Origin of the sequence: Reichenbachiella sp. (assembly GCF_039941815.1) — a bacterium.
GTDB lineage: Bacteria > Bacteroidota > Bacteroidia > Cytophagales > Cyclobacteriaceae > Reichenbachiella.
On record NZ_JBDVDW010000065.1, the window covers coordinates 419547 to 442333 of the forward strand.

Annotated in this window: 16 protein-coding genes; 2 read left to right on the forward strand and 14 right to left on the reverse strand. The window is 40.6% G+C overall.

Going from position 1 to position 22787, the window contains the following annotated elements; all coding sequences use genetic code 11:
* Positions 1–105: 105 nt before the first annotated feature.
* The 5 genes from ABJF11_RS18865 to ABJF11_RS18885 form a co-directional block, all read right to left on the reverse strand.
* Positions 106–1449 (reverse strand): hypothetical protein, encoded by a 1344-nt coding sequence (locus ABJF11_RS18865; protein ID WP_348121739.1) that lies wholly within the window; start codon positions 1447–1449, stop codon positions 106–108.
* Entirely contained in the window at positions 1442–2479 is a 1038-nt protein-coding gene (locus ABJF11_RS18870; protein ID WP_348121740.1) for a porin family protein, read from the reverse strand. The genes ABJF11_RS18865 and ABJF11_RS18870 overlap by 8 nt, the downstream gene beginning before the upstream one ends.
* A gap of 107 nt (positions 2480–2586) precedes the next feature.
* Positions 2587–5769 carry a High-affnity carbon uptake protein Hat/HatR gene (locus ABJF11_RS18875; RefSeq protein ID WP_348121741.1) on the reverse strand — a complete coding sequence of 1061 codons (3183 nt, stop codon included), beginning with the start codon at positions 5767–5769 and terminating at the stop codon, positions 2587–2589.
* Positions 5769–7265, reverse strand: a complete 1497-nt coding sequence (locus ABJF11_RS18880; RefSeq protein ID WP_348121742.1) for a hypothetical protein — start codon at positions 7263–7265, stop codon at positions 5769–5771. The genes ABJF11_RS18875 and ABJF11_RS18880 overlap by 1 nt, the downstream gene beginning before the upstream one ends.
* 25 nt (positions 7266–7290) lie before the next feature.
* Positions 7291–10542 (reverse strand): HEAT repeat domain-containing protein, encoded by a 3252-nt coding sequence (locus ABJF11_RS18885; RefSeq protein WP_348121744.1) that lies wholly within the window; start codon positions 10540–10542, stop codon positions 7291–7293.
* A 419-nt stretch (positions 10543–10961) separates the two neighbouring features.
* Here ABJF11_RS18885 and pckA point away from each other — a divergent pair, with 419 nt between their 5' ends.
* Positions 10962–12581: a phosphoenolpyruvate carboxykinase (ATP) gene (gene pckA / locus ABJF11_RS18890; RefSeq protein WP_348121745.1), complete on the forward strand. Its 1620-nt coding sequence runs from the start codon at positions 10962–10964 to the stop codon at positions 12579–12581.
* Positions 12582–12764: 183 nt separating this feature from the next.
* Here the strand turns inward: pckA and ABJF11_RS18895 are convergent, their stop codons facing one another.
* From ABJF11_RS18895 to ABJF11_RS18910, 4 genes are all read right to left on the reverse strand, one after another.
* Entirely contained in the window at positions 12765–14276 is a 1512-nt protein-coding gene (locus ABJF11_RS18895; protein WP_348121747.1) for a nucleoside transporter C-terminal domain-containing protein, read from the reverse strand.
* A gap of 77 nt (positions 14277–14353) precedes the next feature.
* Positions 14354–15340: a FecR domain-containing protein gene (locus tag ABJF11_RS18900; protein WP_348121749.1), complete on the reverse strand. Its 987-nt coding sequence runs from the start codon at positions 15338–15340 to the stop codon at positions 14354–14356.
* Between the two features lie 75 nt (positions 15341–15415).
* Positions 15416–16846, reverse strand: coding sequence for a carboxypeptidase-like regulatory domain-containing protein (locus ABJF11_RS18905; protein ID WP_348121750.1), 1431 nt, complete (start codon positions 16844–16846; stop codon positions 15416–15418).
* A gap of 18 nt (positions 16847–16864) precedes the next feature.
* Positions 16865–17413 carry an RNA polymerase sigma-70 factor gene (locus ABJF11_RS18910; RefSeq protein WP_348121752.1) on the reverse strand — a complete coding sequence of 183 codons (549 nt, stop codon included), beginning with the start codon at positions 17411–17413 and terminating at the stop codon, positions 16865–16867.
* A gap of 149 nt (positions 17414–17562) precedes the next feature.
* On the opposite strand from ABJF11_RS18910, the gene ABJF11_RS18915 reads away from it, so the two are divergent.
* A complete protein-coding gene (locus ABJF11_RS18915) occupies positions 17563–18627 on the forward strand; it encodes an AMP-binding protein (RefSeq protein ID WP_348121753.1) in 1065 nt (354 codons plus the stop codon).
* Here the strand turns inward: ABJF11_RS18915 and ABJF11_RS18920 are convergent.
* The 5 genes from ABJF11_RS18920 to ABJF11_RS18940 all read right to left on the reverse strand — a co-directional run bounded on the left by ABJF11_RS18920 (position 18619) and on the right by ABJF11_RS18940 (position 22707).
* Positions 18619–19380, reverse strand: a complete 762-nt coding sequence (locus ABJF11_RS18920; RefSeq protein WP_348121754.1) for a type III pantothenate kinase — start codon at positions 19378–19380, stop codon at positions 18619–18621. The two genes, ABJF11_RS18915 and ABJF11_RS18920, sit on opposite strands and share 9 nt — an antisense overlap.
* Entirely contained in the window at positions 19377–20399 is a 1023-nt protein-coding gene (locus tag ABJF11_RS18925; protein WP_348121755.1) for a zinc-binding dehydrogenase, read from the reverse strand. The genes ABJF11_RS18920 and ABJF11_RS18925 overlap by 4 nt, the downstream gene beginning before the upstream one ends.
* A gap of 110 nt (positions 20400–20509) precedes the next feature.
* On the reverse strand, positions 20510–21385 hold the full coding sequence (locus ABJF11_RS18930; RefSeq protein WP_348121756.1) for a DUF5777 family beta-barrel protein: 876 nt from the start codon (positions 21383–21385) through the stop codon (positions 20510–20512).
* Positions 21386–21390: 5 nt separating this feature from the next.
* On the reverse strand, positions 21391–21933 hold the full coding sequence (locus ABJF11_RS18935; RefSeq protein ID WP_348121757.1) for a YceI family protein: 543 nt from the start codon (positions 21931–21933) through the stop codon (positions 21391–21393).
* Entirely contained in the window at positions 21934–22707 is a 774-nt protein-coding gene (locus ABJF11_RS18940) for a hypothetical protein (RefSeq protein WP_348121758.1), read from the reverse strand.
* Between the last annotated feature and the right edge of the window lie 80 nt (positions 22708–22787).

A 22787-nucleotide genomic window follows, 5' to 3' on the forward strand; every position in this document is an offset into this window, starting at 1 on the left:
TATTAATGAAATAATTCCTACCCATTATACCCTAATTCAATATTAATATAGTTACTTAACACGTACTATTCAAATAATAAAAATAATTCTTTGAATATTTATATTTTAGTTTCTAAGAAACTCTCCGTTCTTGTTCGTTTTCATCAAAGACATCATGGTAGCACTCCCACCAAAATGTACCGTAGCGCCTATGACCATGGTGCCATCTGATTTTCTTATAATGGCGTTGCCAGCGTCGCTTTGCACACTGCCATATTCCTGAACATCTCCTTCATATACTTCTCCCACACTATTAGTAGGAAGTAATACTATTTCATCTTCTCTAGGATCTGCACCATCAGTAAATGAATTAACCGTCCCCACCACAAAAAAGTCTCCACTGGCGGTCTGTGCCAAGTCTGCTCCTTGAGTATTCCAATCTTGATTTTCATCTTCAGGATACGTCAAAGTCTTGATTTGCGCTGCGCCCAAATTCGACGAAATCTTTAACATAAAAGCATACTGAACGCTTCCAGTACCGGTAGTGCCAACAATTGCTATTCCCGGATTGGTATAAATCATATTGTAGCCTTCATCATTGTCGGCTGTACCGTACTCAATTTGATTGTTTTCATTTCCACTGATAGGGTTAAATTCCTCTACCAATACGTCAATTCCTCCATTACCTACACCCGAGGTGGTAGTCAGAGCTCCCATATAATAGTAGTTATTGCCTGCCACTAGCAGACTACGCCCAAAATCATCACTACCAAATCCTTTCACTCTCTCCCAATTGACGGTTTGAAAATCGTTTGAGATGCGCATGAGTAGTACACTATTGTCACTAAATGATGGATCGTTAGAGCCCGCTTCAACAGTACCTAGAACTAGTAGTTCATTGTTTCCAATGGGCAAAACATCAGCACCACTTACTGCTTTAAAAGATGGAACATAGGAAGCATTAACCGAGCTTCGTTCATCATAATACCTATAAATGAGTGTATCTGTGACAGTAAAACCCGTATTGTCAATGGTAAGATTCGCAAGAAATAAGTGATCTACCTGTACCTTTTCCAGATCGTCATCTTCTCTGTCGAATGATGAGGTACCTACAATGTGCAAGACGTCTCTGGCCTCGTCATAGTACATTTTAGATGGAATGTCTATAGTACTTGTAGCCTCTGTATTTCCTGTAATATCGTTATCTATTACGTTCTCCCACATTCGATTGCCTGCTGAATCAGTCCTGACCAGATAGATGTCTGTATTATCTACATCAGTCCTGGATCCCAACAGCAGATATCCATCACTCAATTCTATCAAATCGATCGTTTCTTCTGCGGACTCCGAACCGTAGTATTTTATAAAAATGTCAGAGGTCTCGAGGCTGTTGGAGTCTTCACTCATACATCCACAGAGCCAAAATCCTGACAACGCACAGAGAATAAGTATGTTGAGTATTCTATTCATCTACTTTACTTTTCTTCTTTTTACCTGACAGTTTTTCCAGTTTCTTACTGGAGTACTTTTTAGGTTTGTAAATCGACTTGATATAACCGATGGACAAGCTAAGGTTATTCAAAATCTTATCATCATCAACGTGTGCCATATCAAGCAGCAACTTTTCATTGTTGTATCTGTAGCGAGTTCTAACCGTATTGGCACCAGCCATATTATATCGTGCTTCTACAAGGAAGTAGTCCGTTTTGCTTTTGAATTTTGCCCCTAATCCAATGAAATAAGACCAATTGATCTTTTTTCTCATTTCGTCATCTAGAAGAGACAGGCTTGGCAACTGTCTGGTAGCCGTACCCGATCGGCTACCGCTTATTGTGCTGTTCAATAAATAATCAAATGATACTCCTGTTGTCACATATGGAATTGTGTTTCCCATGGGATATCCATATCGAAGGATCAAGGGTACCTTCAGCTGACTCTGGGATTCTGTCAGTGACACTACAAAGTCTATTGACTCAGGGTAGTCATCACCTAGCGAAGTAATGTTGTTATATCCTATGTCATACTTGCTAAGTGCCCAACCGAAGCCACTAATGACTTCTAGATTATCAAGTATTGTATATTCAAAGGTGATTTCGGCTTGAAAGCCAATTCCGGCTTTAAAATCTTTTGACACTTCTCCTTCATTAGAATATGAACCAAATTCACCAATCGATTTTACATAAGTCTGATTAACACCAACTTTAGCACCAATTCTAAAAATAGGCTCAGATCTATATTTATCAAACAAGTATTTGAGTTCGATCGGGTCATCTGGACTTAGTGGATGTTCAGGATCAGCGCTTAACAGATCGATGACCGCTTCTTCTGCGTCAGGCCCATTGTCGTTGAACAAATGCACCAAGGCAAGTAGGCGATAAGCGCGGATTTTTTCTTCTTTGGAGAAGCCTCCTTTATCAAAGCATTTACTGTTTTGGCCATTGAGTAAATCAGAAATTTTGCTCAAATCCCCTGCGTCGAACATATCCTCTGCTCTATTCAATTTTTGAGTACAATTTAAGGTTTGACGCTGCTGGGCTTGAATATGACTATTTACCCCCAAAATCAAAACCCCAAAAAAGAAAACTGCCGATATAAATCTCTTCATCATTATTGATTGTCCTCACGTTTAGGTTTGCCTTCACATGTTTCTTCATAGTCGATGTCATCCCCAACATAGGCGTTCCAAGAATTTTGGCTCATGTTATGTGCAAGTTGCACATCGCCACAAATATTTTCTGCCATTTCATCAGGATGTGTAGGCCAATATCTAATGATTCCGTCACCAGCTCCTGTCATAAGCGTACTGCCATCAGGCGAAAAAGCTGCCGACCAGACCCATCTCTTACTTCCGCTACCTGTGCCATGATCATCAAGAACAATTGGAAGATCGTTTAGATGCTTCATGACCCAAATTCTTGCAGTGCCATCAAAACTAGTAGAAGCTAGCAAACTATTGTCATTGCTAAATTCCAGGTCTGTTATTTTTGTGGCGTGGCCAGTAAGTGTTCTCAATTTTTTGCTTTCATTAAGATCCCACAATATCACATCTCCTTCCTGGTCACCTATGGCAATTATAGAGCCGTCATGATTAAATGAAATAGCATGTACGGCGCTACCTCCTTTAATATAAATAGACTTTTCTTCGTTTTCGTTATCCAAGTCCCATAGATAGACATTTCCAGACTGGCTGCCACCGGCAAGGTATCTACCATCTGGGCTCAATGCCAGGGCATGAACTCTCGAGGCGACTCTTGCTATTTCTATGTTACTATTGAAATCGTTTTTTCGAATGACTTTGTCTCCTGACGAAGAAATGAATCCTTCATTTTCATTCAGAAAAACCAAATCAAAAACTACTCCTGAATGTCCTGTCAGTTCCTTAGGATCGCTTCCTTTCTTCTTCAAGTCATAGAGCAATATTCTGTCATCGTCTGTACCAACAGCCACCCATTTCTCCTGAGGACTCAAATCTACCACTCGGTTCACAAAGTTATTATCAACAAGTACTTTACTCTTGCGACGATCGCTAGTCATATCCCATTGCAATAGTTTGCCATCACTACCTGCTGAAAACATTCTTTTACCATCTTGTGAATATCGAACTGACCTTACAGCATTTCCTGCAGTGTGACCTTTATAGTGATTGAAAATATCAGTACTATCTGTAAAGAGAAGTTTTTTGTAAGCATAGTATACCCCGGAATACACATCCGCATTGTATTCCTTCACACCATATTCTTTATCAAACTTCCAGGCTTGTCGGGCGATTAAGGCTTTCTGCTCCACATCATCATCAATACCCTTAGATTTGATCGCCATAGAATTGGCAATCGCTTGATAACGTAGGGCTAGCGCAGCCAATCGCTGACGTTCGGCACGTTCGGCATTCTCCTGTGCCTGGGCTTCAGCAATCCGAGCCTGTTCGGCATTTGCCTCAGCCTTTTTCTGGTTCTCCTGTGCAAGTGCCTGCGCTTCAAGTGCAAGTTTCTGCTGAGCTCTCGCTTCCGCTTCCGCTTTTCTTGCATTGTCGGCCTCAACTTGCGCTCGTTTCTGCTCTTCAACCGCCTTACGCTCTGCAATTCTCGCTTTGGCAGCAGCCTCTACCGCCTTCTGTTCTTCTTCTTTCGCTTTGGCCTCATTCTCTTTTGCAAGCTCCAAGTTCAATTTAGCTTGTATGGTCTGCTTCTCTGCTTCGTTCGCTTTAATGTTGGCGTAGACCACAAAGAATATACAAATCAACATTGCAAATCCAAGTACCATGGCCACGATTCTGGACCTTTGTAATGCTCTTTTCTGAAGGAGTTCCTTATTTCGTTGTTCTGTTTCGTATGCCTTCTTACTAGTTTCAAGAAAAACCATGGTTCTCTCAAAAGCTGGATCATACCGCTGTCCCCATACCAGCGTAGGTTTATTTTCTTCCTGCCAGTTTAAGGCCAGCTGTAAATCTGGCATTTTCCAAAGTCCAGCTCTACCTAGTTGAAATCTTTCTGCAGACTCAGCGAGTTTCAGATACATTTCCGCTGATCGCGACTCTTCATCCAACCATGATTTCAACCTGGTCCAGATTCTCATCAAACTTTCGTGAGAAATATCAATTACCGTATCGGAATCTAATCTAATCCCATGCGGGGGCATAAGCAGTGTCCTTCCTGGCTCGCGGAATTTATCAACCACGCGGGTGACTTCCTCTTCATTGACCCCGGATATGGCTGCAATAGTGGCTAGCTTAGTAGGGCGTCTGATACCAGATGTCTCTGTGCCTCGTTCTGTCAGGGCCTTAAACATTGACTCACAAATTTGCTGCTCTCTCTTTGACAAAGAGTCAAAAGCTTCATTTGCATGTTGGGAAAGAGCCTCACGTAGCGTGCCTATCGCATTGTAGTGCTTTAGATCCATCGGTTCTCCTTCTTTCCTGTATTCTTTCCAAAACTGCCAGGTACGCATCAATGCATGTTGAAGAATAGGCAACTGATCCGGGTTGTCTCCTACGTCATTTAGTAGTTGCTGCGTCAATCGAGGAGCAATTTTACCTCCTCCTACGGCTACTGGACCTTCAATAGCCAAACGCTTTTGATCGCGAGTCATTTGAGGAATCAGGTAGTGACTATCATTGATCATTTGCGTCAAATCAGGGAAGGTCGCACAATCACCAATAAAGTCAGAACGCATGGTAAGAGCTACATATATAGGTGCGTCATACTGATGCACTGCTTCCAGCAATAAGTTGACAAATGCGGAAGATTCATCCAGATCGGATGATAATGTTTCTAGTTTTTTGTATCTAAATAGTTCCTCGAACTGATCCACCAGTATGAGAACATTTTCCTGTTCAGAGCTTTTCAGTTGTTTGACAGCTTCAATTAGACCCAATGAACTACTTCGAAGGACGGTGGATGTAATAGTCTTCCTGATCAGTTGTTCTTCATCGTCCAGGTCATTATAGATCTGGTCCTTATTCAGCAGCGCTTCGGCTAAATTATCAATAGGACCACCTCCAGGTCGAGTAACTACGATTCGCCAGTTGGATCCGGCTTGTGTCATAAACCCTCCATAAAGTGTTGGAATCAAACCACAATACATTAATGACGATTTTCCACTACCAGAAGCTCCTAGAATTCCTACAAACTTGTTTTCAGATAGTTTCATCAATACCTCATCACTCTGACCTTCTCGGCCGAAGAAGAGGTGACTTTCTTCAATTCCAAAAGGCCTAAGCCCAGGAAATGGATCAACAAACTGTGTGATATCAGCCTGTTGTTCTTGTCCGATTTGTAATTCTTTTTCGCTCATTAGTCTTGTAGTTTAGCTAAAAAAGGTTCGATTTTTTGAGGGGCAAATGTTCCATCACCCAACACCATAGTGCCGGAGTGATTAACAAGATTGTCCACCTTACTATTATCTTCTGTGAAGATTGCTGTTGCTTTCATAGGTTTGGTTCTTCCAAAACCTGGAGCCTTCAGTAAATCTTGCATTTTTGTTCGAATCCATTCTGGTGATGACTTACCATAATATATGAGAGAGGCATCACATCTTCTTAAGTTTTCCTGATGAAGGTAGCGCAAATCCATCAAATCACCTTCAAACATTGAAGTTACCACGCTAAAGCCTTTATCCTTTAAGCAATCCATCACCGGCTTTACTGCATCTTGATCCTGCTGATCGCAGATCAGATATATCAAGTTTCCATCTTCGATAAGCTGCTCATCAACCTCAATCTCTTTTGCCTTGAACCTGCCTCCAGTTACCAATTCTTCTCGGATAATAGATTTTAGTTCTTGTAATGGGATTTGGAGTACCTCAGCCTCATCAAGTGATGCGGCATCACTCTTCAGGTCTTCAATAAATATTTTTTGACGTTCACTGACATTTTTTAAATCTGGCGAAAGCCAAATCAAACGGCTAAATTTCTCTTTACCTCCATGTTTAACATTGTAGTCATGCACATCATGGGTATGCTTGGAGGCGATATTGTTTTGTATATCCACTACTGAAAGTTCTGACCCGGCAGGCTTGTATCCATAGTCTTCACCTATAAGGTGGATGGATAAACAACATCTGTCTAAATCCTGTTTGATCAATGGTTCAAGTGCGTGAACATCCTTCGGGAGTGACTGATCTGGCAATACACGGTATCCATGGCGAATGAGTTCGCGTTTTACCGTATCTCTCTGGATAATCATATCCACTCCTGAATTGGCCAAATAAATGGTTTTATCCTTACCTACTTCCTTGATTTCCTTCTTCTTAGTTCCTAATTCGACCAGTTTGGTCTGAATTTGATAGATGTCATATGACATATCTACCATTTTCATCCAATAACTTCTTTCAGCCTCATTGCCGAAGAATCTTTTAAATTCTTGTGGTTCTCCGGTGAGTGGATCAATATGGAAGAAATCATATGAAAGAATGTCTGAATATTCCGGTAAGAACTCATCTACATCAATCGGGAATTTAATGACTTTGAATAATCTTGACAGCCCTCCCATGGAAAGAGTACTGCTCTCTTTTGAAGTGCTGGCAAAAAGATTCACTCCGTTTGTTAGGGTTGGATTGTTCAAGAAATCTTTAGAAAGAATAGCTACCAAGACTCCGCTCGACGCATAAAGATCGGCATGACTATCATTCTCAGAAACCATTTTTATCTGGGGTTTTACGCCCGATACCTGCTCCAATAGAGTGGACAGAAATTTGTAGAAGTTAGTTACCCAACCTTTGCTCGAACCACCGCCGATAGGCTGATCATCCGCGGTGTGGTAGGCAAGCAATATTTCCTGTTCAATATTCATTCGCTCAATTATTTAAGTAGCTGGTTTAGTGAAATATCGATTCAATTTCCTCTTCAATTTCAGATTCATTCACAATCGTGAGAATTCCATCTACCATCTCGATGTTTCGCGATACAGCGTCATACAATTCTCCTTTATCTATTGTCAGAAGCAAACATTCTGTTTCTGTTGTTAAAGTATAGGGACATATGTCAGAGGCTAAAATCAGCTTGTGACCCACAATATCTTTTTGAGACAATTTCCTGGTTTCACCAGTCTCAAGGGTCAGCGTAAGCTTTCCTTTGATCACGATATACACAGGTGCGTCTCCAGTGTCGCCTACTTCCATGATATTCACATTAGGCTCCACCATAACCTCTTCGAATCTTTTGGCTAAATCCAGCAGAATCACTCCAGGAATATCCATAAATGATGGGATTTGCTTTAGCAAAACTGCTCTTTCAACGATCAATAGTTTCTGATGAAATTTCTCTTCATTAGACTTGAAGACCGGAGGAACGATGGCTTTGTCTAATTTTTTCTTAACAGAGCTCTTTAGTCTCTTTGAATGGTATTGATACAGATCTGAATCTAATTTGTAGATTACGGCTGCTGCGGTTTGAACCATGGTAGAATCTGGATTGAAGAGGTTAGCTACCAAATCATCAGTGACCTTCTGACCACGTATAAGAGTTAGCTTATACATAGCAAGGCATTTGGTCCACTTGTTGATGTTGTTGTAATCACGATTTACAATCTGCAACAACAAATCAGCATAATCTTCAAAACTCTCAGGTGGATAAAAGTCATGTAGCTTACCCAGTTTTTCAGCTGGTGGATCGTCATCAAGGACTGCTGTCAATTTGGGCCGAAGTATCTCATCAACAAAAATTCCTAACATCTCAATACCAAATGACACACTATCTGTAGTACCTACTTCTATGTTGTCTCTGACCAGCTTAATACTTTGAGAATCATAGATCATGGCAAGTAGCATAAACAGATGCTCATAGTTTTTCTTATTTTCCTCTTCTAGTGCTCCTACGATAAGTTTGTCAAAAAAGTCATCCCGAGGGATTTCAAGCAGGGCTTTGATGTTCCATGTTAAATCACTAATTGTGCTTTCAATTGCAAGTTTTATTCTGGCTGCTTGAAAATCTTTGGCTTCAAATCCAATATAGCTAAGTGATAAGAGCAATTCTGAAATGATATTTTTATCGGGGAAATCAATTTTTCTCCAAAGCATTTCGGTAGCCTGTTTTCCTCCAACCTTACCAAATATTTGCATGATACGTATCATTGTATCTAACTCCTGTCCTGTCTTATAAAAAGCAGAATCAATAGCATGAAACATGGTCTCACCTGCAGAAATCAGTGAGGAGTCAGCGACATTGCTATAGGTTGGTATGTGCAGGTTTTCTATGAGAATAGACCAAAATTCTGGTCTTTTTAATTTCCCTGCACTTACCATGGCAGCTCGTCTAACTGTTGGATTAATATCACGCAGTAATTCGACCAGGAACGGTACAAACTTGTCATCATCCAATTTGGCAAGTACACGTGCTGCATAGATTCTATCATTCAAATCGGTGGAACGCACTAATTTCTTAATTCCAGTCTCAGTCAGCTCATAGTCGACCATTTCTTTAAGCTTTTTAATGGTCTCTATGCCTACTTGTTTCACTTCCTCATCGTCTTCTTTCCTTATTTCTCTGGCCAGAATTTCGAGTGTATTGAAGCTTCTGAGATTACCCAGTCGAGTATAGGCGTATATTCTAATGTGTTTGTATTCAGACCGAATGAAGTCCAATAATGAGAAGTCAAGCATGATCGGTTCCATTCGTTCGAGCAGTTTGAGTGCATTTAATATGCGCTCAGGGTTTCTTTTGCGTAACTCGGATTTCAGGACGTTTACAGTGTTGTGATCATTGCGTGTACCAGAACCTTTCAGTTTTGATTTTTGATCTTCAAGTGTCTTTTTCAGCTCAATTTTATACTCACTAAAGAGTTTCCCTGCATAAAAAATAATCAGTGCCGCAAGCACCATAATGAAGTATGCGTAATGTATCAACTTAAAGAATGTCAGTGTACCCAAGGCGATTTGGAACGCGCCAGCTGTCAATACCGCGATTTCGTTGACCACACCCTCAATTCTTGATTGGATATCGAATCGAATTTTAACATCGAACGGGAGGAAAAACAGTTTAAAAGCTGGGTTTTCTAAAGCGTCTTTTAGTGAGGATGTAAATACTTTTCCTACTACAAGGAAGATAAAGAAGAATAGGAAATCTTCTGTTTTAATATCATAAACAAACAAGTGCCCTGAGAAGATCGCTCCCAACGTAAAGAGTGCTAGAATAAGCGGCATCACCATCAAGGATACTTTTAAACCATACTTACCTATGATAATATCATTGATAAAACTCTGAATAATGAAACTGAGCACCATCACTGTACCATTTGTAAATGATAAGAAGGTTCTCAACTCTTTTTCATCAGGGTACATTATTTCCGTGGCCGATAAATATACAAAATTGGCAAATACAGCAGAGGCCATTGAGAATATCATGAAAACACATAACATCCTAAGGTATTTGTCCTTGAAAAGGTCCAAATATGTTATTTTTCTAACCTTGGCATCAGAAGGTCGAATTTTAGTAGCAGAATCGAGATTAAAATCTTTGACTATGAGTACCGCAAATATCAATATACCAAAAGCGGCTATAGTTGACAGTAGCAACAAATCGTGTGTTTCGTCTATGGCACCTATAGCAGATAAAAGCGGAATAGAAAAGAAGGCAATCATTGTAGCCACTAGCTGGCCAGTATCAATTCCCCCAATAATTCTCTTTGCCTGTTTTAAGTCCCAAATTCTACCAAACACCCCCCAAAAAGAGAGTATCGTAATAGAGATCACGGGACCCATCATTACAAAAAGTATAAATGGAAGGTAGTGAAATCCAAGATGGTCTGTTCTATAATCAGTATACCAGAAGGCACCTCTAATGCCGGCAATAAACACGAATACGAGAAAGGTGATGGTAAGGAGAAGTGTGGAAAAATTGATATTCTTCTGAAACTGAACATAAAGTCCAGCACTAATAATACCCATCAAACCGGACAAGAAGATCGCTCTAGCAAGATAATGCTCTCCAACTGTGGATACGAACAGAGTTTCCGCTCCTACAGTATAGGTTGCGATGAGTACACCCATGAAAAAGCCTTGACCAAGCAATAAAAGCATGGGTTTTTCTTCACCGGGTTCTCCTCCAAGAAACGCTAGAAATGACTGTAGCAAAGTTCCGAGTTAGTTTAAGTATTCTATAATCTTTTAATATAAATTTTATTCTATCCTATTCCAAGGAAAATTAGACTTTTCCAAGAATTACACGGCCTAAAATATAACTTTTTAAAGTTTTAATTGAATGCACTAATCATCCATGAAAAACTCAACCTTGATCCTGAGCTACTAAATTAAAAACCAAACATAAATAAAATAAACCGTACAATGCAACACAATTTTACTAGAAGAAGTAAAAGAAATCACCTATTCATTAGGTATTTATACTTACACTGAGATACGTTCAATTTTTCCCTCATATAGTCCTATTTTAAATTTGGACTTTCCTTCGATCAAATATCTTTCGCAAATCATTTTTTAGCACCCGTAAATCTGTTAATTTCGTGCTTAGAAGTAGAACCCAAAACCAATTAAACATGCATCAATATGGATTGATACCGACTAAAAATGGTATCGAAACTTCAGGCATCAAAAAGGCGCAAAGTATACACTGGAACCTTACTCCTGCTGAATTAGTAGAAGAGGCCATTAAAAACAATGAAGGGCGAATCACTGATACAGGTGCCCTTATGTGCGACACTGGAAAATTTACTGGCCGTTCTCCCAAGGATCGGTTTATTGTGGAAGATGACAAAACCAGAGATACAGTATGGTGGGGAAACGTCAATATTCCAATCTCTGAAGATCAATTTGACAGTTTGCACAACAAAATGATTTCTTTCCTTGAGGATAAGAAACTCTATGTACGTGATGCATATGCAGGTGCGGATAAAACCTACAGACTGAACCTAAGAGTCATCAACACCCTTGCATGGCAGAATCTATTCTGCAACAATATGTTTTTGAGGCCGGAGCAGTATAAGCTTAAGGACTTCGATCCCAACTTCACCATTATTTGTGCGCCAGAGTTTGAAGCCGATCCAGAAACAGATGGCACTCGCCAAAGTAATTTCGCTATTATCAACCTGACAAAGCGAATCATTCTTATTGGTGGTACTGCTTATGCCGGTGAAATGAAAAAAGGCATTTTCTCTGTCCTGAACTACCTATTGCCACAAGAGCGAGGAGTGCTTTCCATGCACTGCTCTGCTAATATTGGTCAAAAAGATCATGATACTGCAATCTTTTTCGGTCTCTCTGGTACAGGTAAAACCACCCTATCGGCTGATCCAAATCGAGGTTTGATAGGTGATGACGAACATGGCTGGACTGAGGACAACGTATTTAATTTCGAAGGTGGATGTTATGCAAAAGTAATTGATCTCACAAGAGAGAAAGAGCCAGAAATATTTGATGCCATTAAGTTTGGTGCCATTGTTGAAAACACAAGATTTCATAAGGATACTAGTACGGTTGACTACGCAAATGTCTCTGTCACCGAGAACACCAGAACCGCATACCCGATTAACCACATATCGAATGCTGTAGTGCCTTCTATTGGCGGCATTCCAAAGAATATATTCTTTTTGACGTGTGATGCTTTTGGTGTAATACCTCCTATTTCGAAAATGACTAAGGGTCAGGCGATGTACCATTTCATATCTGGCTACACTGCAAAGGTGGCTGGTACCGAAGCTGGTATTACCGAACCTCAGACCGCTTTTAGTGCATGTTTTGGAGCACCATTTCTTCCTCTTCATCCTACTAAATATGCTGAGATGTTAGGGGAAAAAATGGAAAAATACGAAGTTAACGTCTGGTTGATTAATACCGGTTGGACTGGAGGTCCATATGGAGTAGGTTCTAGAATGAAACTTCGATATACTAGAGCTATGATCACAGCTGCCTTAAATGGCACATTAGATAATGTTGGGTTTAGAACACATTCAATTTTTGGAGTTCAAATTCCGTTGACGTGTCCAGAAGTACCTTCAGAAGTGTTAAGTCCAAGAGAGACTTGGAAGAATGATCCCGGGTATTACAAAAAGGCTAATGATCTGGCGAGACAATTCGTCGAGAATTTCAAAAAATACAGTGACTTTGCGAATGATGAAATCATGTCAGGTGAGCCGGTTCCTAATCCAAAATACGATTAACTGGATCAAGATTAGAAATTTAGAGCCCTTCTTTCCAGAAGGGCTTTTTTTGTCCATACCGTTTACTTTGATGTAATGCTAGTGAATGGAATTACTTCTGAATTGCATGAAATAAGATCTTGGTGCTATATAAGAAGCACAGCAACTAGACTAAATCGCTAAAAATAAAGGATCTTGTAGATTTTAAACCAGCATACCTACGATGGTAGCTGATAGCAATGAGGCCAATGTACCTCCTAAAAGCGCCCGTAAACCTAGCTGTGATAGCAAAACTCGTTGAGATGGGGCAAGCCCCCCTATTCCACCGATCTGGATGCCAATAGAGGCAAAATTCGCAAAGCCACAAAGCATATAGGTGGACATGATGATTGACCTGGTGCTGGTAAAGGCTCCATCACTTTTGAGGCGTGCCAGGCTCTCGTAGCCAACGAACTCACTAGCGATGAGTTTTTCTCCTAATAATCGTCCAACAAGTGTAATATCCTCCTGAGCTACTCCAATAAGCCACATGATGGGTGCAAAGGTGTAGCCTAGAATAAATTCAAAGCTCAGCCCTGAATAATTGCCGTTAGTCATGGTTGCAATAAGATCGTTGAGCCCTAATAAAGCGCCTACTTCTCCTAACCCAAAATTAATCATTGCCAAAAAGGCAAAAAACACCAATAGCATAGCACCGATATTCAATGCCAGTTTCAACCCTTCAGTGGTGCCATTGGACATGGCATCAAGTAGATTGCTGCCTACATTCAAACTACTAACTTCAACATTTTGATTGATGTTTTCGGTCTGAGGGATGAGCACCTTAGATATAACAACTGCACCTGGCGCTGCCATAATGGATGCTGCGAGCAGATGCTTTGCAAAAATGAGTCGTTGAACCGGATCACTTCCACCAAGAAAACCAATATACGCGGCAAGTACTCCCCCAGCCACAGTGGCCATGCCTCCTGTCATCACCAACAGCATTTCTGATTTGTTCATCTTGTCCAGGTAGGCTTTGATCATGAGCGGAGCTTCTGTTTGGCCCAGAAATATATTTCCTGCGACGCTAAGACTTTCGGCGCCACTCAATTTCATGGCTTTGGTCATCAGCCATGCCAATCCATAGACGACCTTCTGTATGATTCCCAGATAGAACAATACACTGGTAATGGCTGAGAAGAATATGACTGTTGGTAGTATTTGTAATGCGAATACAAATCCGTAAGATTCGATATCCATAAATCCTCTAAATAGAAACTCACTCCCTATTTTGGTGAAGTCCAGTATCTTGGTGAAGATGCGGCCAACTACCTCAAATAGGCCTCTGACCATAGGAATATGTAAAATTGAGAGCGCTAGTCCCAGCTGTATTGCAAGCCCTATACCTACCACCTTCCACGAAATAGCATTTCTATCTGTACTAAAAATCCATGCAATGAATATCAGTACTGCCATGCCCAATATTCCTCTGGCCACCGCCCATAAACTATATTCCTCATCGCCCTTTTGATCAATCGACAACAGATTTGGTTGCGACTCGACGGTAGGAGTTTCCTGCAATGCCATAGTTGAAGTGGTATCCAACTCGATATCCACGGTCTGTCCTGCAGAATCGAGAGACAAAGACGCTTTGTCTGTCGAATTCGATGGCTGGGCCTGTAGCCCAAAGCTTAAAATGAACAGCAGGTGTATTAATCCAATAGTTTTACTCATAATAGGGCATAAAAAAATTCCAGCCAATGGACTGGAATTGCAATATAATAATTTCTATGTCTTGCAGAATATAATATCTATTGAACCAGGACGCAGCCTGCTCCCGATAGGTAAAATTCATTCTTTCCTGACTTTGTCAGCTCCAGATTGAAGGTTCTGCTTAATATTTCGAAAATAGAATCCATAGGTTGATTATCAAACTTAGCCGACATCTGGCAGTTATAGATGTCTTCATTGGATACTTCGATTTTGACCCCATACACCTCGCTCAATACATCTAATACAGACCTTAGATTTTCATCCTCAAATTCGATGAGTTTAGTTTTCCATGCCAGATAATTATAGTTTGCAATTGAAGACTTCATAAACACTTTTGCATCCGGTACAAGTCTTCCGACTTCTCCTGCTACAAGCTCCACTTTTTTGACTTCACTTGTCTCTTTTTTACTCACGGCGACTCTTCCTGATTTTACTACTACTTCAGTACTCGCATTAGCGGCAGCCGTATTCACAAGAAAGGAGGTCCCTAAGACTTCTATTTTTGAAAGCTCTGTATTTACTACAAATGGCTTTGATTCATCTCTTTGGATATCGAAAAATGCTTTTCCATTCAAACTCACGTTTCTGATTGTTCCACTAAAGTCAGCATTATAGGTAAGGCTCGAGTGACCGCTGAGGGTAACGATAGAGCCATCTGGCAGTGCAATAATTTCGATATTATCTCCTGCAGCCACTTCCACTTGATCTGCTACTCCTGTAAAACTCTTTCCTAAGAACACCAGACTTATAGCCAAGACGGCAATTGCAGCATATTTATAATAGGCTTTAAACCCAAATGATTTGCTTATTGTTTCCCCATTTCCTTCTATCGCCTCGATTCTGCTCATCACAGCACTCAAAGCAGCACCAGAATTTACTTCTGCGTTTCTACTAAACTTCCAGGCCTGGTGACATTCCAAAAACACCGATGCATTGTCGTCGCATTCGCTTCTCCAATCCTCAATTTTTCTAATCTCGCTGGGGGTGAGATTTCCAGAAAAATATTTTACTAACTGCTCTTCCATAATTACGGTTTATATCGGTGTGTTAACAAGTCATATAAATACTACCCTTATAACAACCAATGACAAATTTATACATCAAGGCGCATATTCAAAAGGCATATATTCTGCCACACGCTCCCAAGACCAATATCCATAGGTGGTAACGGCCAAAGGTTCGTTAAAAAAGCCCTTTGAGTTGATTGTAACCACTGGTAAATTTAATTTAATAAATGACACCTGGCCGACATTTCTATTGATTCCAACCAACGAATTGTTGATTGTAGTGGCGTCTTTATTAGCCATCTGCAACTGATCGAAAACGTAGGCGGTACTCTCATATTCTCTGGTGTATATCACCAACAAGTATTTAGTGAATTTCAGTGTGTTGTCGAAGGCAAATTTTTCTCTGTCAGCGTGGAGTTTAGCTGGCAGCTCAAAGTATGAGTTGTTGATAGTATTTGGCAGCTCATCTACTTCGTCAATCACGAAACCTTCCCTTTTCAGTTTACCATTGGTCAAGGCTCTCAAAAAATGGGTCATCGACCCTTGATAACTTTTTTGACGGTTTCGTATAATTCTCTTTCTTTCTACATTACTATTGACAGGTAGCTCCTCGAAATTAGAAATCCCGAGTAGGCGTGTGACCGTGGGTGTATGTTCAAACAACTCAAGGATATAATTGATTCTATAGCCAAGTGCAAGGTTTTCAATAATCAATGGCTCGTCTGCGGTGGCTTTCAACTCTCCACTCACTCGGTCATATTCAATATTTAAAACTTCAGAATTTAGAATATTACATTTACCTGCATTCTGAGAGTTTCCCAAAAACTCTTCTTTAAAAACTCTATATCCGCGCTGCCAATTTTTTTGTTCCTCACTGTTGGCAACTACCTCTACGTCTGCCAATTGGGTGATTTTAGGCTCCAATTTTACTGGTATATGCACGAATTGTTGATCCCCTTCGACGGTCACCAAGCTATGCGCCAGATTGTAAACAATATGCGAAAAAACAATTTCATACCGACCGGGCGTAAGTCCCTTTAGCTCAAAGTTTCCATTCACATCGGTGGAACTCCCCTTTAGGGTACCTGCAACATAAACATTGATTCCGGGTATGGGTTCATTGGTTTCAACATCACGAACATTTCCTCTGATATTGACTGTCTCGAAGAAATATTGCGTTTTTGAAGAGGATTTACTCTTGAACAGAATGATCTGGCCGTTGATGATTGTGTACTCTACTCCTGTACCTAAAAGCAGCCGATGAAGCACGGTCTCCAGGTTGGAATTTTCATAGTAGAGTGTGAATCGTTGCCTTTCATCAATGATGTCTGAACTATACGAAAAGAATACATTAGTCTTATAGCTAATATAGTTCAGTGCGCTATCTATAGTCACCTCCCTAAGGTCGATTTGAAGTTTTTTGCCCAGGACTCTTTTCTGAGCAACACAGGTATTCGACAAAATAATCAAACCAACTACCAAAGGCAGCGCACAGCTCAACATGTATGCCAGGCGTTTGATCATTTTATTTTTGGGGTATTTCTATCGTCTAAATTCCTTCAGGCTCTCTCTAAGCACTCGCAGGGCCTTTCCCATCTGAACCTCTATAGTTTTAATGGAAAGTTCCATGTGATCTGCAATCTCCTGATATTTTAATCCCTCAAATCTACTTAGTTTAAATATTTTTTTACACTGTGGAGGCAATTCATCTATTGCTTTATAGATTTCTGCCTGTACGTTTCGATCTTCGTCTTCATCATACTTGATTTCTTCCCAATGATCCATTTGGTCGATGATGTGCTGTCTGTAGGAGTCTCGAACTTTGAGGTGCTTGAGATGATTCAAGCAAGTATTGTGCACAGATCTATAGAGATAAGACTTCAGTGAGGAATCTTCGGCTATGGTGTCGCATTTCTCCCAAAACTTCACAAATACATCTTGTACTATTTCCTCAGCCTCTTCGTACTCGTCCAAGAATCTAAAAGCGTAGTTGCACAGCGCTTTATAATATTCATTGAAGACAATCTCGAAGGCCGCCTTTTCTTTATTTATAATCCTCTGAACGAGTAAATTGACCTGATTATCTAACATTCTATATTTTTCCCAATCTCAATAAGCCATTGGCTCCTCTTGCAATTTCAAACATAATACATTCTTAACTGATATAAAATTATCAAGTTTGGTAATGGTTTTTTTTTGATATTTGACGAATATAATCCAAGTAATAATACTTCCAATAGATGAAAATAGTTTTCGAAAGCTCTTTGTATACTCTCGACCAACTTAAAGACCTTTTGGAAAACTATCCTGAGGCCGACAAACTAATACAGTTTATTTCTGACTGGCAGAGTGGAGAAACAAGCTTTAGGTTTTATACCTCGGGATCTACAGGTACTCCAAAACCTATAGAGATCAGTCGCCAGCAAATAGTTGCAAGTGTAGAAGCTACTGCCAAATATTTATCTCTGCAGAAAAAATTTAGTGTGCTTTTATGTCTTAATCCCGACTTTATAGCCTCTGTGATGATGGTAGCCAGATGCCTGATTGTTGATATGGATCTGATTATTCAGCGGCCTACAGCCAACCCTATGAAGGATATCACTGAATCTATAGACTTTGCTGCCTTTGTGCCCATACAGATATATAAGATGATGGAAGAAGGCACTTTGAGCAAACTATCCATGATCAATCGGGTGATTATTGGAGGGGCTCCTCTCTCTGGCTTGGCCTTTGACGCTCTATCCAAGATAGATACGGACATCTATCAGACTTATGGCATGACGGAGACGGTGAGTCATATTGCACTAATGCCTGTGAAGGGTAATTTCGCTTCTGCCACGTTTCATATACTGGATGAAGTTCTGATTGAACAGGATTTAAATTGCTGCTTGCGTGCAAAAGGGGCGGTCACCTGCGACCGATGGATTCAGACCAACGACATAATCGAGCGGATCAACGAAAATGAATTTCTGTGGTTAGGTCGGTATGATCATACAATAAATTCGGGTGGCATAAAGATTCACCCCGAGCAACTTGAAAAAGAATTGGAAAACGTACTTGGCCAGCAGCTTGAATATATAATCTCTTGGGAGAAAAATGAGCGTGTGGGTATGGCCTGTGTTCTTCTTATCGAAAATGACACATTATCCGAAGAGGGTTTCAAAAACGTCCAAAAAACAATTCTGGATAAATTTTCAAAATACCATGTGCCAAAAGCTGTTTATAGCCTGGCACAATTTGCTCGTACAGATTCTGGAAAGATTAAAAGAGAAGAAACCAGACTTCTTCACCACGAGCTAGGTTAACTTATGAAAAATGGTTCTCAGCCCATTGAGCGTGAGGTTGGTATCCATGTCGTCAAACAGATCATGGAGTGGCTCAAAAATAAAAGAAAGGCCTCCTGTAGCTATGATCTTAGGGTTCGTATCCATTTCTATTTTGATCTGATTTACCATATGACTAACGAGCCCAACATATCCTTGCATTATCCCTGACTGCAGTGCAGCTACCGTATTGTTTCCTATGGCATTTTTCGGAATCTCCAAAGGTATTTCTGGCAGTCTGGCCGTATTAGAAGACAGAGACTTCATAGCAGTGCGTACTCCAGGGGCTATTGCCACGCCTAGTATTTCGCCTTTATCATTTATACTAGTAAAAGTCAGTGCAGTACCAAAGTCTACAACAATTGCGCTCTGGCCGTACCTATCAAAAGCACCGACAGCATTGGCTGCCAAATCAGAACCCAGCTCATAGGGATCTATTTTTCCTAAGGATAAATTTTGTAGGCATGCACCATCTACCAATATGATCTGGCCGGTATAAATCAACTGGATGGCTGCCCTTATCGGGGCTGTAAGGTCTGGCACCACGCTGCTAATCACAGCTCCATCCAAAGTGGTAAGGTCTATATTATCCTCCAACAGAAATTCACGAATTTTCATCTCATAGCCGGAAACATCCATTTTTATATGACTGGGTACTCTAAGAACATGATTCCACTGAGTGTCATAGAATCCTACAACAATGTCCGTATTGCCTATATCTACTGCTAAAATCATGGGGACAGTGTTACGACTACTTTGCCGGTAGAGTGGCCACTTTGAAATAGCTTAATGGCGTCTTGGAGGTTTTCAAAGCTAAAGGACTGTCCAACCTTGGGCCTTCCCAAATCAAGCTTACTCATTTCTGCCAGAATATCGTCCATGATATCGACCTTCTCATACAGCCATATCAAATTAAACCCCATAACTGAACGATTCTCTTGTATCATCTGCTGCGGGTCAATTTTGGGTCGTGTTAAAAACTTCCAAAGCAGCTTTATGTAATTGGGTTTATTGCCGGGAGAGGCAAATTGAGAAGCACCGACCACTACCATTCTGCCTTGAGGAGCAAGGAGGTTGTATCCAGCTTTAAAAATCTCGCCACCTATAGTTTCGACTATGACATTGAGCTCTCTACCATCAAGTGCTTGCTTTAGGTCTTTACCAAATTTTTTACTTCGAACTATTTTGCCATCAAATCCCTCTTCGGTCAAAACATTCATTTTCTTATCACTCCCTATGGTACCGATGGTATAGGCACTAAAGGATTTGGCAATGCGGTTTGCCATGATGCCCACACCTCCTGCACCGCTATGGATCAATACGGTATGGTGCTTCTGCAGTCCGCCTAGCGTAACCAAAGCGTAGTAGGCGGTCATACCCTGCACCAAATAGGCGGCACCTTCTTCATAACTCCAGTCCTCTGGAAGCGGTACAATATGCCGATCATCAATATTGAGATGGCTGGCGTATCCTCCAAAGCGTGTAACGCCCATAATTCGATCTCCCACCTTATATCCAGTCACCTTAGATCCAATCTTTGTGACCTTACCGGAAAATTCCAAACCTGGGACAAAACTGCCCTCAGGAGCAGCGCTGTACAAACCATGTATTGCGAAAATGTCTGCGAAATTGAGACCGATAGCATGGACCTCTATCTGGACTTCGTTGGATTGTGGTTCATCCAGATTTTCTGTCACCAGTTTTAAGTTGGCAGTAGATCCTACTTTGCTTAATCGATATGCTTGTCTTTCCATGGAGATGATATAAATTCTTCAGCTCCAAAGATTAAGAAATTATCTGAGGTGGGTGTGGTGTAATGCTAATATTTATAAAGGACTCCCAGAGGAGTAGCTAATAGTGTCAATCAGTTCTTATTTGGAGACAAATCAAAGACTCGAGAAATGTTGAAGCCAAGATGAATATCTCCATCTCCCCAATTGCCAGTGGTCTCTGACACAAATCCTTGCTCGATCATTGATCTCGAATTAGTCACATGAATCTGAAAAACGTGTCCTCCAGTCTCTATATCTACACCAAATGCAAGGGCATCATATATTCCAAATGCCTTGTTGGTGACTTGGGGAAAATATTCTGCATTTAGTGCGAGGCGTTTAGTGACCTTGTATCGGCCGCCAATTCCCAACGCAATGACATCATTTGGATGATTACTAGTAGGCACCAGATTTCTATGCATATAGGTAGGTGTAAACTGGAGAGAAAGGTTAGAATTGACTTTCTTCGAAATCAAAAATTGATAGGTGAAATACAACCGATCGGAAAAAGGATTATCTCTGTTTGGATCTAAGAAGGCTCCAGGTCCTGTTTTGATCGCTATACTTGCAAATGCAACGAGCGAAATAGGCATGGCTTTATCTCCTGTCTTCTGGGTCAGTATTTTATACTTCACCATACCATCTACTATTTTTTGAAAGGAGGAGCGACCAATACCAATGTTTAGCTTATCGGTAATCCCATAATCTAATCCCAATCTGACTTGTGAATCATCCAATCCGAAGAATTGTTCGATCCCAGTATTTACTCTTCCAAATCTATGTGATATGATAAAATCTAATACTCCAGCTGACCTCATTTCGGTAGTCTGACCACTGATCAGTCTCGTACTTTTGAAAGTAGCCTCTACGGGTTGAGATTCTTCATTTTCATCTATTAGCGACAGTAAGTCATCTTGAGCAAATACCGGAATAGAGAAGAAAAGAAATACAGGGACAAGGAGTTTCATGATAATTATTTAGGTAGTGGAACGTATTCAAAATGCACAGTAACTTCTACTGTGTCAGCAATATTATAAAAAAGAGCTTTGGGTATTTTGATCTTGTATTCTGCAAGTGCTACTGGGAAAGTGCTATCTACGATCATACGCTCACCCTGAATAGAAAGCTGAGCAGTGGTACTGACCTGCGTGGTCACTCCATGTATGGTGAGTTGGCCAGATGCGACCACCGTCTTATCGCCGGCGGTGGCGTCCCAGTTTTCAACCTTACCGGTAAAAGTAGATTTGGGGTACTTCTCTGATTCCATATAGTTTTCGTTGAAGTGCTCTTGCATCAGTTTTTTCTTGAACTCAAACTGATTATTGGGTATGGAAAAAGCAAAGGCTCCATTTTCCTTGTCTATCACACTCTTCGAACCAGTATTCACTGCCTCGATATCTTCTACTGGTGCACTGGAGTAGAATCGTATATGACTGTTTTCACTAACATATTTCTGTGCCGATACGGAAAGGCAAGCTGATAATAATATTACAAATAGAATAGTCTTTTTCATCATTTAGTTGTTCAAGGCTCCATCATCTATCCAGCACAAAATTGTTTCTATTTCTTCATTCGTCAATTCGTCATCTTTGGGCATACTCTTGTTTGAGACTCTAGTACGAATAGAAGCCGCATTGGCCTGCACGTTACTAAAAATAGACAAATCCACTCGACCTGTCCCACTTACATGACAATCAGTTGTCGCGCAGCTTCCAATTACTATAGATTTTACTTCCGATTCGTAGCTGATCCCTGACAAAACTTGAATTCCCTGAACATTGATACACCCAGTTCCATCTTTTACACTTACTCGATATGTCCCAGCTTCCAATTGATTAAACGAACTGACATCTCCGAAGGTCTCATCCTCGATTTTGTAGCTGTACGCTCCTTCTCCACCACTCGCTTCTACAGTGATTGTACCTTGTGATGATCCACATCCAGCATCTGTTGATTGTGCTTCGAAGGTCACCGTATTTTCATCTCCCGTTATTTCAACATCCAATGTGGCTTCACATCCATTGACATCCTGTACTTTCGCTAAAAAAGGCCCACCAAGTGGCATTCCGTTAAAAGTGGTCAGGTCTTGCTCTGGAGATCCATCGAAACTGTACAAATAGGGTCCTTCTCCACCTGTGGCGTCGAGTTCAATACTGGCCCCTTCGTTGCAATCAGCATTTACATTGCCCGATACTGTTAGTTTCAAATCTGACACTTCACAGTTGACTTCCTCATTGCTGCTGCAGGCTCCAATAAATAGTCCTGCCAAAATCAAAAATCCAATTCTCATATTAAAATTTAAATAAAAAATGTATGTACCTACACAAATTAAGAAGAAAATGTATCAAAAACTTGACTGAATGTCAATTC

Excerpts from the sequence above, each read along its gene's own strand:
- ABJF11_RS18875 (WP_348121741.1), bottom strand. The coding sequence starts at position 5,769 with ATGAGCGAAAAAGAATTACAAATCGGACAAGAACAACAGGCTGATATC.
- ABJF11_RS18905 (WP_348121750.1), bottom strand. The coding sequence starts at position 16,846 with ATGATCAAACGCCTGGCATACATGTTGAGCTGTGCGCTGCCTTTGGTA.
- ABJF11_RS18925 (WP_348121755.1), bottom strand. The coding sequence starts at position 20,399 with ATGGAAAGACAAGCATATCGATTAAGCAAAGTAGGATCTACTGCCAAC.
- ABJF11_RS18880 (WP_348121742.1), bottom strand. The coding sequence starts at position 7,265 with ATGAATATTGAACAGGAAATATTGCTTGCCTACCACACCGCGGATGAT.
- ABJF11_RS18865 (WP_348121739.1), bottom strand. The coding sequence starts at position 1,449 with ATGAATAGAATACTCAACATACTTATTCTCTGTGCGTTGTCAGGATTT.
- ABJF11_RS18910 (WP_348121752.1), bottom strand. The coding sequence starts at position 17,413 with ATGTTAGATAATCAGGTCAATTTACTCGTTCAGAGGATTATAAATAAA.
- ABJF11_RS18915 (WP_348121753.1), top strand. The coding sequence starts at position 17,563 with ATGAAAATAGTTTTCGAAAGCTCTTTGTATACTCTCGACCAACTTAAA.
- ABJF11_RS18900 (WP_348121749.1), bottom strand. The coding sequence starts at position 15,340 with ATGGAAGAGCAGTTAGTAAAATATTTTTCTGGAAATCTCACCCCCAGC.
- pckA (WP_348121745.1), top strand. The coding sequence starts at position 10,962 with ATGCATCAATATGGATTGATACCGACTAAAAATGGTATCGAAACTTCA.
- ABJF11_RS18895 (WP_348121747.1), bottom strand. The coding sequence starts at position 14,276 with ATGAGTAAAACTATTGGATTAATACACCTGCTGTTCATTTTAAGCTTT.
- ABJF11_RS18930 (WP_348121756.1), bottom strand. The coding sequence starts at position 21,385 with ATGAAACTCCTTGTCCCTGTATTTCTTTTCTTCTCTATTCCGGTATTT.
- ABJF11_RS18940 (WP_348121758.1), bottom strand. The coding sequence starts at position 22,707 with ATGAGAATTGGATTTTTGATTTTGGCAGGACTATTTATTGGAGCCTGC.
- ABJF11_RS18920 (WP_348121754.1), bottom strand. The coding sequence starts at position 19,380 with ATGATTTTAGCAGTAGATATAGGCAATACGGACATTGTTGTAGGATTC.
- ABJF11_RS18935 (WP_348121757.1), bottom strand. The coding sequence starts at position 21,933 with ATGATGAAAAAGACTATTCTATTTGTAATATTATTATCAGCTTGCCTT.